Source organism: Planomonospora antibiotica (assembly GCF_014647955.1).
In the GTDB taxonomy this organism is placed as follows: domain Bacteria; phylum Actinomycetota; class Actinomycetes; order Streptosporangiales; family Streptosporangiaceae; genus Planomonospora; species Planomonospora parontospora.
Genome location: NZ_BMQE01000138.1, coordinates 1 through 1,294 on the forward strand (window position 1 = coordinate 1; position 1,294 = coordinate 1,294).

General features: G+C 69.9%; 1 protein-coding gene and 1 pseudogene. One reads left to right on the top strand and one right to left on the bottom strand.

Going from position 1 to position 1,294, the window contains the following annotated elements; translation table 11 throughout:
* Positions 1-467: pseudogene (locus IEZ06_RS35780) on the bottom strand (lysine 2,3-aminomutase); the annotation flags it as partial.
* A gap of 596 nt (positions 468-1,063) precedes the next feature.
* Here IEZ06_RS35780 and IEZ06_RS35785 point away from each other — a divergent pair.
* A partial coding sequence (locus IEZ06_RS35785) for a BCCT family transporter (protein ID WP_229799176.1) occupies positions 1,064-1,294 on the top strand: 231 nt, incomplete at its 3' end.

Consider the following 1,294-nt stretch of genomic DNA (forward strand, 5'->3'; position numbering starts at 1 on the left):
GCGTGGCAGGTCTGCCCCTGCTTGGGGAAGAACAGCACCGTCTCCGGATACTTGTGCTGCACGCCGGAGATCGGGGCCTCACCCACCCGGGGGACGTTGAGCTCCAGCTGCCCGGCCGGATGCGGGTTGAGGCGCATCCGCACGCCGGTGGCGGCGGCCTGGAGCTCGGCTCCGGACGCGCCCCGCTGAATGAGGCCGGCCAGGTGCGCGACGTCGGCGGCGGGCAGCATGTCGGGCTGGGGGAAGACCAGCCGGTAGATCGGGTCGTCGGGGGCGGCCGACCAGTCGATCAGCTCCTCCAGCACGTAGGCGTTGGTGCGGAACGGCAGCACGGTGGCCACCGCCCGAGCGGCCAGCCGCTCCTCGGCGCCGAGCCCGGCGCGTGCGGTCAGCTCGTCCAGGTGCTTGCCGGTGTAGGCGCGGAAGCGGCGGGTGTCCCGCGGGGTTCGGATGGTCTCGTCGAGCAGGGTCACGGGGCGGCTCCTCGGCCTCCGGCGGTGTCGGCCGGACGGTGGGGCGAGCACCGGATCGATCTCGGGGTCATTGTGGTCTGCGCTTATCGCCCGAAATGTTTCCGGCTCTATCTCTCTTGCATTGTGCAAGGATTGTGGTGGCCGGATGGCGGAGGCGCAAGCCTTCACGGCGAACCCCCAGCTTGCCGTTACGGAGGGCGTCGGCCAGAGGTCACAGGCCGATGTCGCCTGACCGTGCGGCTGGGGCCGGCGAAGGGGCGGAAGGTTCCGATGTCCGGTTCGGCAGTGCTGCAGCGGTCGAACAAGCGTGCGCGCCACTGGGCACATGACGGCCGGATACGTGCACGGCTGACCTCCTGATCTCGTGAGATGACGATCATCAACGCCGACCAGGCTTCCCGGCACACCTTCGTGTCACCTCAGCGGGCGAGCCACCCTCGGTACAGGGACGCCATGCCATGGGCGGTGGGCCGCCCGGCGTCGGCGATCCGCAGGGCCGCGCCCCCGGATCGGGAACCGGTCGCCACGGTTCGCCGGTATTTACACAGGGGAACATTGATCTCACTCAAAGTATTGATACCGGAGGCATGATGCGCCCACCCCGACCCGACCTCCCGCTGCTGGCCATCGCCGTGGGGTTGCTGTCGGCGGTGATGCTGTGGGGCGCGATCTTCACCGAGTCGCTCGCCGCGACCGGCGACGTCGCACTCGGGTGGGTGCTGGGCAGCTTCGGCTGGCTGTTCGTGGTGGCCGCCGACTTCTTCCTGGTCCTGGCCGTCGTGCTCGCGCTCAGCCGGTTCGGCCGGATCCGTCTCGGCGGG